The sequence below is a fragment of the Aeromonas sp. FDAARGOS 1415 genome, from assembly GCF_019048365.1.
GTDB lineage: Bacteria > Pseudomonadota > Gammaproteobacteria > Enterobacterales > Aeromonadaceae > Aeromonas > Aeromonas taiwanensis.
Genome location: NZ_CP077363.1, coordinates 1,464,406 through 1,478,811, shown reverse-complemented (window position 1 = coordinate 1,478,811; position 14,406 = coordinate 1,464,406). Strand labels below are relative to the sequence as shown.

General features: G+C 65.0%; 13 protein-coding genes. 1 reads left to right on the top strand and 12 read right to left on the bottom strand.

From position 1 onward, the window contains the following. Positions 1-60: 60 nt before the first annotated feature. The 9 genes from I6L45_RS07060 to rph all read right to left on the bottom strand — a co-directional run bounded on the left by I6L45_RS07060 (position 61) and on the right by rph (position 9,573). Positions 61-669: a thiol:disulfide interchange protein DsbA/DsbL gene (locus I6L45_RS07060; RefSeq protein ID WP_216983808.1), complete on the bottom strand. Its 609-nt coding sequence runs from the start codon at positions 667-669 to the stop codon at positions 61-63. A gap of 134 nt (positions 670-803) precedes the next feature. Beyond that, complete coding sequence (locus tag I6L45_RS07055) at positions 804-1,793, bottom strand: serine/threonine protein kinase (RefSeq protein ID WP_216983807.1); 990 nt, start codon at positions 1,791-1,793, stop codon at positions 804-806. 128 nt (positions 1,794-1,921) lie between these two features. Continuing rightward, entirely contained in the window at positions 1,922-3,370 is a 1,449-nt protein-coding gene (gene ccoG, locus I6L45_RS07050; RefSeq protein WP_216983806.1) for a cytochrome c oxidase accessory protein CcoG, read from the bottom strand. A gap of 197 nt (positions 3,371-3,567) precedes the next feature. Then, complete coding sequence (locus tag I6L45_RS07045; protein WP_005306857.1) at positions 3,568-3,831, bottom strand: YihD family protein; 264 nt, start codon at positions 3,829-3,831, stop codon at positions 3,568-3,570. Between the two features lie 31 nt (positions 3,832-3,862). After that, complete coding sequence (locus I6L45_RS07040; RefSeq protein ID WP_043764117.1) at positions 3,863-5,017, bottom strand: diguanylate cyclase; 1,155 nt, start codon at positions 5,015-5,017, stop codon at positions 3,863-3,865. 153 nt (positions 5,018-5,170) lie between these two features. Beyond that, positions 5,171-5,560: a Cu(I)-responsive transcriptional regulator gene (gene cueR, locus I6L45_RS07035; RefSeq protein WP_043764118.1), complete on the bottom strand. Its 390-nt coding sequence runs from the start codon at positions 5,558-5,560 to the stop codon at positions 5,171-5,173. After that, entirely contained in the window at positions 5,557-7,968 is a 2,412-nt protein-coding gene (locus tag I6L45_RS07030) for a heavy metal translocating P-type ATPase (protein ID WP_216983805.1), read from the bottom strand. Before I6L45_RS07030 ends, cueR begins: the two co-directional genes overlap by 4 nt. A 159-nt stretch (positions 7,969-8,127) precedes the next feature. Continuing rightward, the gene (gene pyrE / locus I6L45_RS07025; RefSeq protein WP_216983804.1) at positions 8,128-8,781 is read right to left on the bottom strand and encodes an orotate phosphoribosyltransferase; all 654 of its coding nucleotides are present in this window, start codon (positions 8,779-8,781) and stop codon (positions 8,128-8,130) included. Between the two features lie 75 nt (positions 8,782-8,856). Next, the gene (gene rph, locus I6L45_RS07020; RefSeq protein ID WP_043764121.1) at positions 8,857-9,573 is read right to left on the bottom strand and encodes a ribonuclease PH; all 717 of its coding nucleotides are present in this window, start codon (positions 9,571-9,573) and stop codon (positions 8,857-8,859) included. A gap of 146 nt (positions 9,574-9,719) precedes the next feature. Here rph and I6L45_RS07015 point away from each other — a divergent pair, with 146 nt between their 5' ends. Then, positions 9,720-10,583: a YicC/YloC family endoribonuclease gene (locus I6L45_RS07015; RefSeq protein WP_216983803.1), complete on the top strand. Its 864-nt coding sequence runs from the start codon at positions 9,720-9,722 to the stop codon at positions 10,581-10,583. Positions 10,584-10,764: 181 nt separating this feature from the next. On the opposite strand, the gene I6L45_RS07010 is transcribed toward I6L45_RS07015, so the two are convergent. From I6L45_RS07010 to waaF, 3 genes are all read right to left on the bottom strand, one after another. Continuing rightward, positions 10,765-11,643, bottom strand: a complete 879-nt coding sequence (locus I6L45_RS07010) for a DMT family transporter (RefSeq protein ID WP_210549643.1) — start codon at positions 11,641-11,643, stop codon at positions 10,765-10,767. Positions 11,644-11,766: 123 nt separating this feature from the next. Beyond that, positions 11,767-13,032: a lipid IV(A) 3-deoxy-D-manno-octulosonic acid transferase gene (gene waaA, locus I6L45_RS07005; protein WP_216983802.1), complete on the bottom strand. Its 1,266-nt coding sequence runs from the start codon at positions 13,030-13,032 to the stop codon at positions 11,767-11,769. Position 13,033: 1 nt separating this feature from the next. Beyond that, a complete protein-coding gene (gene waaF / locus I6L45_RS07000) occupies positions 13,034-14,131 on the bottom strand; it encodes a lipopolysaccharide heptosyltransferase II (RefSeq protein ID WP_216983801.1) in 1,098 nt (365 codons plus the stop codon). Positions 14,132-14,406 lie beyond the last annotated feature (275 nt).

Sequence of the window (14,406 nt, the reverse complement as noted above, 5' to 3'; positions counted from 1 at the left end):
TGATAAACAAAAAGCCCGCCGGTTTGCACCGGCGGGCTTTTTTCACGAGGTCAGTCTGAATCAGTCTTTCTTCGCCAGCAGGAATTGCACCAGCTGGTTGAACTGTTCCTGGGAGGTGATGGATTCGATTTTCACCATGTACTTGCCGTTCACCAGGAAGGCCGGCACGCCGCGCACGTTGTAGCTCTCGGTGTTGCGGTCGAACTGGGAGACCATGCCGGAGACGGCGAAGCTGTCGACAGCACCGTCGAACTCCTCGGCCGGCACGCCGTTGTCCACGAAGATCTGCTTCACGTCACCACGGCTCTGGGGGATCTGGCGCTGGGTGTGGATCTTGTCGAAGATGGCCGGGGTCAGCTTGCCTTCGACGTTCAGCAGGTTGGCGACAGCGTAGGCACGCTGCATCTCGGGCCCCATCTCACGGCCCAGGAAGGCCACCGGGTTCTTCTTCATGGGTACGCCTTCCGGCAGGCTCTTCTTCAGCTCTTCGGCGATCGGCTCGAACTTGGCGCAGTGCGGGCAGAAGTAGGAGAAGAACTCCATCACTTCAGGCTGGGCGCTGCCGGTCTGGGTGACCACGTCATAGTTGACGCCTTCCTTGAATTGCGGGGCGGCGTGAACCATGGGGATCATCAGCATGGCGGCGAGGAAAAATAGGATTTTTTTCATGACGTTTCCTGTTAAGGGATCACTGTGAGGCACGCCCGGCGAACCGAAGCAGTCCAAGCCTATTGTGTCCCCCTCGTGCCGTCAATGGCAAAGGCAGCCGGGGGAGGCTGGCATGCCTCCCCCGGCGACCTCCCTCACCACTGGGGCATGAGGCTCAAGGGAGGGGCCTTCAGCGCCGCCAGCTGGTCGTGCAGGGTGGCGATCTGCTGGCGCCAGTAGTGTTCGGTGTTGAACCAGGGGAAGTGGCGGGGGAAGGCGGGATCCTCCCAGCGTCTGGCCAGCCAGGCCATGTAGTGGACGATGCGCATGGCCCGCAGTGGCTCGATGAGCGCCAGCTCCCGCGAATCGAACTCCATGAACTCCTCGTAACCTGCCAGCAGGGTATCGAGCTGGAGCTGCTGTTCGTGGCGCTCCCCGCTCAGCAGCATCCAGAGATCCTGGATGGCCGGGCCAGTGCGACAGTCGTCGAGATCGACGAACAGGGGACCGTCACGCCACAGGATGTTGCCGGGGTGGCAGTCCCCGTGCAGGGAGATCCACGCCACGTCCAGGATCATGGCGTCGCACACGTGCCGGATCAGTTCGTCGAGCACGCCGAAGAACTGCTTGGCCAGGCCGCTTGGCAGCCACTCGCCGGACGCCAACAGCTGACGCGGCTCGTGCAGCATGGTCTCCACGTCCAGGGGGACGCGGTGATGGAACCCATGGCTGGCCCCGACCCTGTGGATGCGGCCGAGATAGCGCCCGACCCACTCCAGCTGATCCAGGTTGTCCACCTCGAACTGGCGGCCGCCGACGCTCTGCCAGATGGCGAAGGGGTAGCCCTGATGCTCCAGCAGGGTCTCTCCGGCGAAGCTGAGGGGAACGGCGACCGGGATCTCCGTCTCCCCCAGGCGGGCGGCGAACTCGTGCTCCTCCAGGATCTGGGCCCGGCTCCAGCGACCGGGGCGATAGAACTTCACCACGTAGCGGCGACGATCCTCGTCCTGAAACTGGTAGACCCGGTTCTCGTAGCTGTTGAGCTCGATGAGGCCGGAATCGATGCGCAGGCCGCTGAGATCGATGGCATCCATGATGAGGTCGGGATTGAGGTCGGAATAGTTGAAACGCATGTCATCCACCATAGGAAAGGGGCGCTGTTGCGCCCCATTCTATCCGATCCGGCCCGGGATGGACGACCCGCCCTCCCGTAAACCGTCACAACCTGCCGATAAAGTTGCCGGTCCGAGCAGGGTGCCCTTTGGCCATCCCGTCACAGCCTGCTGATAAATTTGCTCGGCTGACGCAGGGTACCCTTGCTGTCGTCCGGTGCCGCCCCTTCCCGCTTGAGCACGAACTGGACGTCCAGGGTCGGCCGCTTCAGGTTGAAGGGATCCACCGCCAGGCTCACCGGCAGGGTGAAAATTTCCCCTGGTTTGAGAGTCACTTCCCGCGGCCCGAACCACTGGAACTCGGGCAGCCCCTCCACGTCCAGCCGATAGGTCTGGGACTGCAGGGTCTTGTTGAGGATCTTGAGGGTGTAGGTGTTCTCGATGAGCCCTTCACTGTTCTCCCTGAACAGCTGGTTGCGATCCCGCAGTATGTCGAGCCCCATGGGCATGATGGACATGGCGTTGTAGACGAAGACCCCCAGCATGACGAGCATCACCAGGCCATAGCCGATCAGTTTGGGCCGCGCGACCTGGGTCTCGCTGTGGGCCAGCTTGTGCTCGGTGGTGTAGCTGATGAGCCCCCTCGGATAGCCCATCCGATCCATGGTCTGATCGCAGGCATCGACGCAGGCGCCACAGTTGATGCACTCGTACTGCAGGCCGTCGCGAATGTCGATGCCGGTCGGGCAGACCTGCACGCAGAGATCGCAGTCGATGCAGTCCCCCAGCCCCAGGGCCTTGGGATCGGCCTTGCGGCCACGGGCGCCACGGGTCTCGCCGCGCTTGCTGTCATAACCGACGATGTAGGTGTCCTTGTCGAACATGGCGGACTGGAAGCGGGCATAGGGGCACATGTGAATGCACATGATGGCCCGCATCCAGCCGGCGTTGCCGTAGGTACAGGCGGCGAAGAACAGCACCCAGAAGATGACCCAGCCACCCGCCTGCAGGGTGAAGAACTCGGGCACCAGCTGGAACACATCCTGGAAGTAGGCGACGAAGGTGAGGCCGGTGCCCAGCGACAGCAGGATCCAGGCCAGGTGCTTGGTCCCCTTGCGGGCCAGTTTCTCGCCGCTCCAGGGCGCCGCATCCAGCTTGCGCCGCTTGTTGGCAGCCCCTTCCAGCTTCTCTTCGAACCAGATGAACATGAAGGTCCACACCGTCTGCGGGCAGAGGTAGCCACACCAGACCCGGCCGAGGAAGGTGGTCACGAAGAAGAGGGCGAAGGCGGCGATCATGAAGACCCAGGCCAGCAGGGTGAGGTCCTGCGGCCAGATGGTGGCACCGAAGATGTGGAATTGCTGGTGCTCCAGATCGAACAGCACCGCCTGGCGGCCATCGTAGCGCAGCCAGGGCAAGGCGACGAAGAGCACGACGAAGAACCAGCCCATGGCCTTGCGCACTCGCTGCCAGTAGCCGGTCTGGGACCTGACGTAGATACGCTTGCCGGGGTTGAACCTGTCGTCACCCGCCTTGAAGGTGTTGGGATTGAAGGTCCCGGTGACGTCACCGGTCACATCCTTGATATCGATCTTGTCCTGGTCCGACATTGCAATACCTTGCTCCACTCACATTGTTATGAAGCCGATTATATCTTAAACAACCTGCTAATTGTGTGGGTTAAATGTATCTATAGTTCGAGTGCCGTCGCAGTTTCAGGTAACAAAAAAGGCCCATAGCCAGTTGACTATGCGCCTCTTTGCAGATTCTCTTGAAACCTTTCTCTCCCCGGGGCAGGGAGACCGGCTTACTTGATGCCGCGGGCCTTGAGCAGGGCCTCCTTGAAGTCGGGCACATGATCCTTGGCCAACCCTGGGATCATCGCCTGCTTGTCGGATTCCCGCATCTTGAGGTGATAGATCAGCATGTCGTCGGTCAGCTCGGACAGGGGGCCTTCAAATCCGGCCTCCTCGGCCAGCTTGGCGACAAACTGCACCAGGCTGAGATCCTGTTCCTTGATCCAGGCGGGCTGCAGCAGTTCGAGCAGCTCTTCGATACGATGACATTGCATAGACGACCTCTTTCAATCTGTCTTGTGAAACTCAGGCAACCTTACCCATCAAGGCTACTTCGATACGATCCCGGCCATTATGCTTGGCCTGGTAGAGGGCCGCATCCGCTTTTTGGACGAGATCGGCGATGGAGTGGTGCGAATCCGGCACCAGAGTCGCCACCCCGAAGCTGCAACTGACCCGACCCGAGACACGGGACTTGTGGTGGGGAATGCCGAGGGCGCTCAGGGCCGTGCGCACCTGTTCGGCGATCTGTATGGCTCCCTGCATGGTGGTGCAGGGCAGCAACAGGGCGAACTCCTCCCCCCCGTAACGGGCGGCCAGATCATCCTCCCGGCGCAGCACCCCGGCCAGCAGGCTCGCCACCTGTTGCAGGCATTGGTCCCCCAGCTGGTGGCCATAGTGATCGTTGAACTGCTTGAAGTAGTCGACGTCCACCAGCACCAGGGAGAGGGGCGCCCGGGCCCGGTGGCAACGGCGCCAGGCCCGCGCCAGGCTGTCATCGAGGTGAGCCCGGTTGGCGATGCCGGTCAGGCCATCGAGGCGGGAGGTGAGCTTGAGGTGCTCCGAAACCGCCTTGAGCTCCGCCACCAGCTCGGCGTTGGAGAAGCTGTGGTAGAGGGAGGCCACCTGATCCCGCCGCAGGCGTCGCAGCAGGGTGGGCAGAAACACGAACAGATAGCCCGCCAGCATGCAGGAGACGATCCGCTCCTGCTCGTTGCCGCCACCCAGTTCGAACAACATGGCGAGCCCCAGCGGCAACACGGCGCCGTAGAGGGAGCGGCGACTGCCGAACAGCATGATGGCGCTGCCGGTGAGGATCAGGCTGGAGAGCATCATCATGGCAGCGCGGTAGGTGTCCGGCAGCTTGCCCATATAAAGCAGCACGCCGAGGGCCCAGATGATGGAGGTGATGGTCACCCCGACAAAGAGTTCTCGCTCCAGCACCGGCAGCGGGAGCTGCGCCAATCCGGGCCGACGCCAGCGCAGGTGCCACCCGCGCCCCAGCAGCAACAGCAGCACCAGGCCGAGCCAGCCAAATGCCTCCCCGGCGGGCAGGTAGTCGTGGAACAGCAGGCTCCAGCCAAGCGCCAGCAGCGCCAGACAAGGCAGGCTGAAAGAGGCGTGGGTATAGAGCTGGACCATGATGGCCCGCCGAACCTGATGTTTCACACTCTGGGTCAACTGGGGGCTCCCTGTACAATAGCCGCCCAGTCTAACACTCCCCTTTCCTGCTCAACAATCAATCGACCGCTATTAAGAAGCCGCTCAGCGCCTCTCCCGCCTGGTGAGCGCCACGCCCCTCAGGGTGCGGCGCCAGCAGCCGGGGCTCTCCGATCACCCCTTCTCCAGCTCGTCGAGGATGGGGCACTCGGGGCTCGTGTCCCCATGGCAGCAACTCACCACCTCCTCCAGGGCACCGAGCATGGCCTGCAGCCCCGCGATGCGGGCCCGCAGATCGACGATCTTCTCCTGGGCCAGCTTCTTCACCTGGGCGCTGGTTCTGTGCTCGTCCCGGTAGAGCGCCAGCAGCTCCTGACACTCCTCCAGGTTGAAGCCGGTCTCCCGCGCCCGCTTGACGAAGCGCAGTTCCCGCAGGGCACCGTCGCTGTAGCTGCGGTAGCCGTTGTCACTGCGCACCGGCGCCGTGATGAGCCCGATGCTCTCGTAATAGCGGATGGTCTTGGCGGTCAGGCCGGTGGCCTTGGCAACCTTGCTGATGTTCATGGATGACTCCTCTTCGATTCGGATGGGCGCCGGCTGCCCGCTCCGGGTTGCCAGCGCTTCAGTAACAGGGAATTGCTCAGTACGGTGATGCTGCTCAGGGCCATGGCCGCCCCCGCCAGTTCGGGGCTGAGATAGCCCAGGGCCGCCAGCGGAATGCCGATCACATTGAACGCGAAGGCCCAGAACAGGTTCTGCTGTATGGTCCGCCAGGTTGCCGCCGAGATGTCGATGGCATCGGCCACCAGCCGCGGATCAGATCGCATGAGCGTGATGGCGGCGGTCTCCATCGCCACGTCGGACCCCGAGCCCATGGCGATCCCCACGTCCGCCGCGGCCAGCGCCGGGGCGTCGTTCACACCGTCCCCCACCATGGCCACCAGCCCGGAGGTCTGCGCCCGCAGCGCCGCGACCTTGTCCACCTTGCCGGCAGGCAGCACGGAGTCGAAGGCTCCGTCCAGCCCCAGCTTGGCGGCGATATGGGCCACCGGCGCTGGCGCATCACCGCTCACCAGCCAGCTCGCGATGCCGCGCCGGCGCAGGGTGGCGATGGCCTCGGGGCTCTCCGGCCTCAGGGTATCGGCCAGGGCAGCGAGGCCGGCGACCACGCCGTCGATGGCCACCCAGACCCGGGTCGCGCCGTCGGCGGGTTGTTCATCCTGCGCGGGCGCTTCGATGCCGAGCTGGGCCAGCAAGGCACTGTTGCCGATGGCAACCCCATGGCCCGCCACCTGGCCGAGTATGCCGGCGCCCACTCGCACCTCTACCGCCTCCGGCTGGGGCAGCGCGGCATCTTTACCGACAGCCTCCCGCATGGCCAGCGCCAGCGGGTGCTCGCTCGCCTGTTGCAAGGCGGCGGCGAGGCGCAGCTGCTCGTCGCTGCCGCTCCAGCTCGCCAGCACAGGCCGCCCCTGGGTGAGCGTGCCGGTCTTGTCGAAGATGAGCGCCTTGATGGCGTGGGCCTTCTGCAGGGTATCGACGTCTTTTATCAGGATGCCGTGGCGGGCCGCCACCCCGGTGCCGGTGACAATGGCCGCCGGCGTCGCCAGCCCGAGGGCACAGGGACAGGCGATCACCAGCACGGCGACGGCCGCCAGCAGCGCCTGGCCGAAGTCACCACTATAGGCATACCACGCCAGCAGGGTGAACAGGGCGATGGCCATCACCACGGGTACGAACACGGCAGAGACCCTGTCCACCAGCTGTTGCAGCGGGGCCTTGCCCATCTGGGCGCTCTCCACCAGGGCGATGATCTTGCTGAGGCTGGAGTCCTCCCCCACGGTCGTGGCCTCGATCTCCAGCACGCCGGAGCGGTTGATGGCGCCCCCCAGCACGGCATCCCCCAGGCTGCGCGGCACCGGCAGGCTCTCACCGGTGAGGATGGATTCATCCAGTTCGCTCTCGCCGCTCGTTATCTTGCCGTCCACCGGCACCCGCTCCCCCACCAGCACCCGCAGCCGATCGCCGCGCAGCACCTCGTCGATGCCGACGCTCTGCCACTCCCCCCCGCGCCAGACGGTGGCCGTCTCGGGGCGCAGGGCCATCAGCTCGCGAATGGCGGACTGGGTGCTGCGCCTGGCGCGCGCCTCCAGCAGCTTCCCGAGGGAGATGAGGGTGATGATGATGGCGCTCGCCTCGAAGTAGAGCTTGCCGCTGGCGGCCGCCCCCAGGGTGAGCAACAGATAGAGGCTGTAGAAATAGGCGGCGCTGGTACCGGTCGCCACCAGCACATCCATGTTGGCGGAGCGGTTCTTGAGGGCGAGCCAGGCACCGCGATAGAAGCGGGCCCCGATCCAGAACTGCACCGGGGTGGCGAGCACCAGCTCCAGCCAGGCGGGCAGATGCCAGTGCAGCAGGCCGGCCATGGAGAGCATGCCCACCAGCAGCGGCAGGGTCAGCAACGCCGAGATACAGACCTGGATCAGCGCCTGGTGGGCGGCGGCAGACTCCTGCGCCTCCCGCTCCAGCAGCTGCTGACGACGGCCGCTCGCCGAGCCCTGCGCCAGCTGGGCGTCAAAGCCTATCTCCTCGATCCGGGTGCGCAGGGCGGCGGGGGTCTGCATCCCCGGCACCAGCACGAGACGGGCCTGTTCGAGTGAGAAATTGACGTCGGCGGAGATGACGCCGGGCAGCGCGGTCAGCATCTTGTTGAGGCGGGCGGCACAGCCGGCACAGGTCATGCCGCCGATCTGGAAGGTGAGTGTCTCCTGGCCATAGTCGTAGCCCTGGGCCTTGATGCTCTCCAGCACCTCGGGCAGGCGGTCGCCATCGGTCAGGTCGATGGCCGCCTGCTCCAGCGCGAAGTTGACGGTTGCCTGCACGCCCTCCAGCTTGTTCAGGGCAGCAGAAATACGGCTGGCGCAGTTGGCGCAGCTCATGCCGGTCAGCGGCAGTTGAATATGTGTGGTCATGGTGTTCCTCCCCGGAACTGGTCGGCCAATAGAGTGCCGATGAACAAACCTTAACCTTTACTGTAAGGGTAAGCTCAAGCCACGATCGTTACTTTTTTTGGCCATGAAAAATGGCGCCACCCCGGCAAGGGTGGCGCCATTTTTCAGGATATGGCTCTATCAGATGCCGTACTGGGTGCGATAGGCCTTCATGGCCGCCAGTTGTGTCGCCAGCTCCGGCTGCTCGGCCTGCTTCTCTTCCAGATAAGCGATGAGATCGCTCATCTGGATGATGGCGATGATGTGGGCGCCGTAGTCACGCTCCACCTCCTGGATGGCGGAGAGCTCGCCCTTGCCCTTCTCCTGGCGGTCCAGCGCGATCAGCACGCCGGCCAGGGAAGCGCCGTTGGCCTGGATCAGATCCATGGATTCACGGATCGCGGTGCCGGCGGTGATGACGTCGTCCACCAGCATGATGCGCCCCTTGAGCGGGCTGCCCACCAGGTTGCCGCCCTCGCCGTGATCCTTGGCCTCCTTGCGGTTGAAGCACCAGGGCACGTCCACGTCGTGCTGTTCCACCAGCTGCACTGCGGTGGCGGAGGCGATGGGGATCCCCTTGTAGGCCGGGCCAAACAGCACGTCGAACTCGATGCCGGCATCCATCAAGGCGGCGGCGTAGAAGCGGCCGAGGCGGGCCAGATCGCGACCGCTGTTGAACAGGCCGGCGTTGAAGAAGTAGGGGCTCTTGCGGCCGGATTTCAGGGTGAATTCACCGAATTTGAGGACCTGTTTCTCCAGGGCGAACTCGATAAATTGACGCTGGTAGGCTTTCATTCTGGCTCCTTGCTTGGCTTGTCGTTGTCTTGTGTGGGGGTATAAAAAAACGCGGTCAATGCCGCGTTTTTAAAATCAGGAGAGCGACTGCTTCTGCAGCGCGATGATGTCCATGATGCCGCCCTTGGCGAGTGCCAGCATCGCCAGCAGCTCCTCGTGGGTGAAGGGCTCGGCCTCCGCGGTGCCCTGCACCTCGATGATGCGACCGTCTTCGGTCATCACCACGTTCATGTCGGTCTCGGCGGCGGAGTCTTCCACGTACTCCAGATCGCAGATGGCTTCGCCCTGGAACATGCCGACGGAGACGGCGGCGATCATCTGCTTGAGCGGGCTCTGTTTGATCAGACCCTTCTCCAGCATCCAGTTCAGGGCATCCACCAGGGCGACGCAGGCCCCTGTGATGGCCGCGGTACGGGTGCCGCCATCGGCCTGCAGCACGTCGCAGTCAACGGTGATGGTGTGCTCACCGAGCGCGGTCAGATCCACGGCGGCGCGCAGGGAGCGGGCGATCAGGCGGGAGATCTCCAGGGTGCGGCCACTCTGCTTGCCGGAAGCGGCTTCACGGTTCATCCGGGAGTGGGTGGAGCGCGGCAGCATGCCGTACTCGGCGGTGACCCAGCCCTGCCCCTTGCCTTTCAGGAAGCGCGGCACGCTGGTGTCGACGCTGGCGGTGCACAGCACGCGGGTGTGGCCGAATTCCACCAGCACCGAGCCTTCCGCGTGTTTGGTGAAGTGGCGGGTGATGGTTACCGGGCGCACCTGGGCGGCGCTGCGATCGCTGGGACGGGACATGGGACTGACCTCTGGGCTGGCTGAATTGGCGCAGGAGTATAAGCCATTGCTACTCAAATATCAGCCGCTAAAACCATGCCGTCGGCTGACGGGGCAGGCCTGGCTGAGTATACTGGCCGCACACTTCATCAAGCCCGGAACAATCAATGATTCACAGCATGACCGCCTACGCCCGCAAGGAACTCAAGGGCGACTGGGGCACAGCCGTTTGGGAAATTCGTTCGGTCAACCAGCGCTATCTGGAGACCTACATTCGCCTGCCGGAACAACTGCGCAGCCTGGAGCCGGTGCTGCGTGAGCGCTTCCGCGCCAAGCTGCAGCGGGGCAAGGTGGAGTGCAACCTGCGTTTCGAGGCCGCCCAGGCTGCCGCCAGCCAGCTCCACATCAATGAAGAGCTGGCCAGACTCATCATCGAGAGCGCCAACTGGGTGATGAAGGAAGCGGGTCAGGGCCAGCTCAACCCGGTGGACGTGCTGCGCTGGCCGGGCGTCATGGCTGCCGCAGAGCAGGACATGGACGTGGTCGCCACCGAGCTGATGGCCGGTTTCGACCTGACCATGGATGACTTCCTCGCCTCCCGCGCCAGCGAAGGGGCCAACCTCAAGGCGCTGATCGAGCAGCGTCTGGCCGGTATCCAGGTGGAAGTGAAGAAGGTGCGCGAGCACCTGCCACAGATCATCGAGTGGCAGCGCCAGAAGCTCACCGACCGGCTGGCCGAAGCCAAGGTGGAGCTGGATCCGGCCCGCATAGAGCAGGAGATCGTGCTGCTGGCCCAAAAGATCGACGTGGCCGAGGAGCTGGATCGCCTGGAGATGCACATCGGCGAGACCACCAAGATCATGAAGAAGGGGGGCGCCTGCGGCCGTCGTCTGGACTTCATGATGCAGGAGTTCAACCGCGAGTCGAACACCCTGGGTTCCAAGTCCATCAACGCCGAGGTGACCCAGTCCGCCGTCGAGTTGAAGGTGCTCATCGAGCAGATGCGCGAACAGATCCAGAACATCGAGTGATCCCCTCCTCGATGCACAGCCCCCGCCATGCGGGGGCTTTTTTATGTCCGCTTCCCACCGAGAACAGCGCCCTGGCTGATGGCAACCCTAGGCGAAGACAGCCTGGCCTTCGCAGCAGAGAGGGCCTGCCATGCAGACCCTCTCGTTTTTCCGAACCACTTAGGTTTGTCGCCCGTTCAGGCTAGACCGGTGACTTCAACTTGCGGCTTCGCAGCAGCAGGGGAAGCTGGTAGAGCACCAGGGCGCCGAGCACCAGGCCCACGCCGGCCAGCTTGGCGCCGCCCAGCGGCTCGTCATAGAAGAGGGTGCTGAGGATCAGGGTCCAAACAGGTTCGAGCAGCATCAGCAGGGCGGCGTGGGCCGTAGTCATCCCACTCAGGGCGTGGGTCAACAGCCAGTAGCGTAAGGTAGTGGCGATCAGGACGCTGGCGGCAAACCAGCCCCAGATGCCGTGGCTGATGTCGGCGGGCCACTGCTCGGTCAGCAGGGAGAGCAGGGTGCCGAGCAGCCCGGTCACCGCCAGCTGGATGCAGGTGAGCCAGGTAGGGGGGATGGACTGGGCGAAGTGACGGTGCACCGCGAGCTGGACCCCCAGGGTAGCGGCCGCCGCCAGAAACCAGAACAGGGAGAGCGACACGCCCCAGTGGGTGCTGCTGGAGAGCAGCAGCAGGCCGGCGACGGCGAGCGGCAGGGTCAGCCAGTAGTGGCGGCCGGGTCTGGCCTTGAAGGCAGCCCAGGCGGCGAGCGGCGCCATCAGGGTGGCCACGCTCATGATGAAGGCGCCGCTGCCGAGCGCATCGCTCTGGCTGATGGCGGTGACCCAGAACAGCAGGCTGGCCCCGAGCAGGGTGCCGCACCCGGCGGCCCGCAGCAGCTGCGAGCGGCTGGGCGGCGGCTCCCGCAACCAGGCGAGCGGCAAGAGCAGCAGGGCGGCCAGCAGGAAGCGGCTGCCGATAAAGGCGGCGGTGGGCAATTCGCGGATCGCCTCTTTCGAGAAGAGCCAGCCGGCGGCGGCCAGCAGGGTGACCAGTATCATCAGCAGCAGGGGAACGCGGTTCATCGGGGCATCGCAGGGTGAAGACAGAGGGCAGAGCATAAAGGAAAGAGGGCCGGATTGTCTCCGGTGGATTGCTCAGGGGGTGTGCCCCAGAGCCAGGCTGCGGCAGAGAGGCGGGCCGCCCGCTCAGTCGTTCTCCAGGCTGGCGAGGCAGTGGGACAGGGTGCGGGCCAGCGCCCCCTGGTTGCGCAGCACCACGGCGCGAGCCTGCTCACCCATCTCCCGGCGAGCGCCGGCATCGCCGAGCAGCCGGCTCACCGCTTCGCCAAGGTCATCGGCATCCGCCACCACGGCGGCGCCCCCCTGGGCCACCAGCTGGCGGGTGATGTCGCTGAAGTTGAAGTAGGCAGGGCCAGTCAGGCAGGGCTTGCCGAGCGCTGCCGGCTCCAGCAGGTTGTGGCCGCCGATCTTCACCAGACTGCCGCCGACGAAGGCCAGATCCGCCGCCGCCAGCATCAGTGGAAGCTCCCCCATGGTATCGCCCAGGTAGATCTTGTCGCTCTCGCCAACCGCACTGCCCGCCGTGCGCCGCACGCAGCCATAGGGGGCGCACAGCTCGGCCACCCGATCGAAGCGCTCGGGATGGCGGGGCACCAGGATCAGCAGGGCGGAGGGATGGACCTTGAGCACCCTATCGAAGGCGGCCAGCACCTGCTCGTCCTCTCCCTGATGGGTGCTGGCGGCGATCCAGGCAGGCCGGGCCTCTCCAAGCTGCTGGCGCAGGGCACGCCCCCTGGCCTGCACCTCGTCGCCGGACTGGATGTCGAACTTGATGGAGCCGGTCACCGCCAGCCGGCTGCGGTCTATCCCCAGGCGATGGAAGCGATCCGCGTCGTCCTGATGCTGACACAGCAGGTGGGTCAGAGGCCGGCTCAGGGCATCGAAGGCCCCCTGGAAACGGGCATAGCGCTGGCAGGAGCGCTCAGAGAGGCGGGCATTCAGGATGGTCACCGGCAGGTGGCGCGCCTCGCAGGCCGCCAGCCAGTTCGGCCACAGCTCGGTCTCCATCACCCAGAGGGCACGGGGCTTGAAGGTATTCAGAAACGCCGAGACGGCCCAGGGATAGTCGAGGGGCGCGTAGCGGTGCACCACCAGATCCCCTAGCTTGGCCGCCTGCTCGGCACCGGTACGGGTGGTGGTGGTGAGCAGGATGGGCAGCTCGGGCAGCTCGGCCTTGAGGGCGCGAATGAAGGGGGTGATGGCCAGGGTCTCCCCCACGCTCACCGCATGGATCCACAGCGGGGCCTCCTGCCCCGTGGCGGGCACCCGCCCCAGGTGTTCGGCCCAGCGCGTCCCGAAGCCGGGCTTGCCCTTCTTCGGTCTGTAGAGCGCCAGCAGTGCCAGGGGCAAGCCCAGATGGATCAACAGGTTGTAGAGCAGCCGGTAGATCATCTTATTGGCCTGCGCTCTCTTCACCCGTCCCAGCCACCGGCTGGCGCGCGATGAGCAGATCCGCCGACTCCCCCCGCTCCAGCCGGTTGCCAGCCTCGATGACCTGCTCGGGCATCAGCTCGATCAGGCATTTGAGGTGGCCGAACTTGCAGGTGCGCTTGAAGCAGGGGCGGCACTCGATGTCGGTGTGGACGATCTCGACCCTGTCCGCCAGCGGCGGCGTGTAGAGGGGCGAGGTGGATCCATAGACACCGATCAGCGGCCGGTTGAGGGCGGCCGCCACGTGCATCAAGCCCGAGTCGTTGGCGATGACCCGGCCAGCCAGCGCCATCAGATCGATCGCCTCGTGCAGGCTGGTCTTGCCCGCCAGCACGTGGCAGTTGGGGCGCGACAGGGGGTTGATGCGCTCGCGGATGGTGTTCGCCACCGCCGCATCCTTGCCGGAGCCGAAGATCCACACCTGCCAGCCCTCGTCGAGGTGCTTCTGCGCCACCACGGCGTAGTGCCCCTCGGGCCAGCGCTTGGCCGGACCGAACTCGGCCCCCGGGCAGAGCACCAGCACGGGGCGGGCGCGATTCAGACCGAGCCGATCCAGCGCCTTGCCCTGGTTGACGAGGTCCACGTGCAGGGAGGGATGGGGAATCGCGGGAATGTCGGCCCGGCTCTTCATCTGCCCCTTGGGGTAGGCCAGCGCCAGATACCCTTCCACCATCAGCGGGAAGGCCTTCTTGTTGCTGCGCATGTCGTTGAGCAGGCCGAAGCGATGCTCCCCCTTCCAGCCGGTACGCACCGGGATCCGGGCAAACCAGGGGATGAGCGCCGACTTCATGGAGTTGGGCTGAATGATGGCCTGATCGTACTTCTCTGCGGCCAGCTGCTTGCCGAGCCGGCGGCGTTCCCCCAGCTTGAAGTCGCCATGGCCGAGCGGCATGGGGATGGCCTTGTCCACCTCGGGCATGCGCTCCAGCAGGGCCACGCACCAGGCCGGTGCCATCACATGCAGCTCGCTGCCGGGGTGGTTGCTCTTGAGCGCCTTGTAGAGGCTCTGGGACATCACCATGTCGCCGACCCAGGAGGGGCCGATCACCAATATCTTCATCGCGCGTCTTCTCTCGGGACTGGCCCGGCTGTTGATCGTTACTGGGCGAGATTATGCCCCAAGAAAGGCCGAAGAAATAACAGAAGATCCCCGCCAGCCCTGCAAAGGGGCCTCATATCCGGGATCGCATGCCCCTGCGGCCGTGCCACCACGTGGCAGATGGGTCGGTCAGCGACCTCGCGTCAGGCGAATGCCTGCCGCCACCCCTTCCTGCGGGCCGGGGAACCGGGACAAAGCTGGCAGCGAGCCCATGCCCCGGGCAAGGTTTTAGGCTA

Coding starts and splice junctions, on each gene's coding strand:
- I6L45_RS07060 (WP_216983808.1), bottom strand. CDS start 669: ATGAAAAAAATCCTATTTTTCCTCGCCGCCATGCTGATGATCCCCATG.
- I6L45_RS07055 (WP_216983807.1), bottom strand. CDS start 1,793: ATGGTGGATGACATGCGTTTCAACTATTCCGACCTCAATCCCGACCTC.
- ccoG (WP_216983806.1), bottom strand. CDS start 3,370: ATGTCGGACCAGGACAAGATCGATATCAAGGATGTGACCGGTGACGTC.
- I6L45_RS07045 (WP_005306857.1), bottom strand. CDS start 3,831: ATGCAATGTCATCGTATCGAAGAGCTGCTCGAACTGCTGCAGCCCGCC.
- cueR (WP_043764118.1), bottom strand. CDS start 5,560: ATGAACATCAGCAAGGTTGCCAAGGCCACCGGCCTGACCGCCAAGACC.
- I6L45_RS07030 (WP_216983805.1), bottom strand. CDS start 7,968: ATGACCACACATATTCAACTGCCGCTGACCGGCATGAGCTGCGCCAAC.
- pyrE (WP_216983804.1), bottom strand. CDS start 8,781: ATGAAAGCCTACCAGCGTCAATTTATCGAGTTCGCCCTGGAGAAACAG.
- rph (WP_043764121.1), bottom strand. CDS start 9,573: ATGTCCCGTCCCAGCGATCGCAGCGCCGCCCAGGTGCGCCCGGTAACC.
- I6L45_RS07015 (WP_216983803.1), top strand. CDS start 9,720: ATGATTCACAGCATGACCGCCTACGCCCGCAAGGAACTCAAGGGCGAC.
- I6L45_RS07010 (WP_210549643.1), bottom strand. CDS start 11,643: ATGAACCGCGTTCCCCTGCTGCTGATGATACTGGTCACCCTGCTGGCC.
- waaA (WP_216983802.1), bottom strand. CDS start 13,032: ATGATCTACCGGCTGCTCTACAACCTGTTGATCCATCTGGGCTTGCCC.
- waaF (WP_216983801.1), bottom strand. CDS start 14,131: ATGAAGATATTGGTGATCGGCCCCTCCTGGGTCGGCGACATGGTGATG.